This window comes from Algibacter ulvanivorans (assembly GCF_048381495.1).
In the GTDB taxonomy this organism is placed as follows: domain Bacteria; phylum Bacteroidota; class Bacteroidia; order Flavobacteriales; family Flavobacteriaceae; genus Algibacter_B; species Algibacter_B ulvanivorans.
The window spans coordinates 1-211 of sequence record NZ_JBLWGD010000127.1; the positions used below are offsets into that span (position 1 = coordinate 1).

Sequence of the window (211 nt, forward strand, 5' to 3'; positions counted from 1 at the left end):
GATAACGATCCAGATGGCGATAACAATAACATGGTGATTACGGAAGTAGACGGCACACCAATCAGCGTTGGTAACCCGGTCACCTTAAGTGACGGTAGTGTGGTGACATTAAACCCAGACGGTACATTAAGTGTAACCCCAGTAACGGATAGCACAGAACCAATCAACTTCACCTATACGGTAGAAGATGAAGACGGTTTAACGGATCAAG

The 211-nt window shown here is 45.5% G+C and carries 1 protein-coding gene; it reads left to right on the top strand.

What is annotated here, in order from left to right:
- Positions 1-211 (top strand): Ig-like domain-containing protein (locus ACNG5D_RS16230; RefSeq protein ID WP_418184561.1); only part of this gene is annotated, 211 nt, incomplete at both ends.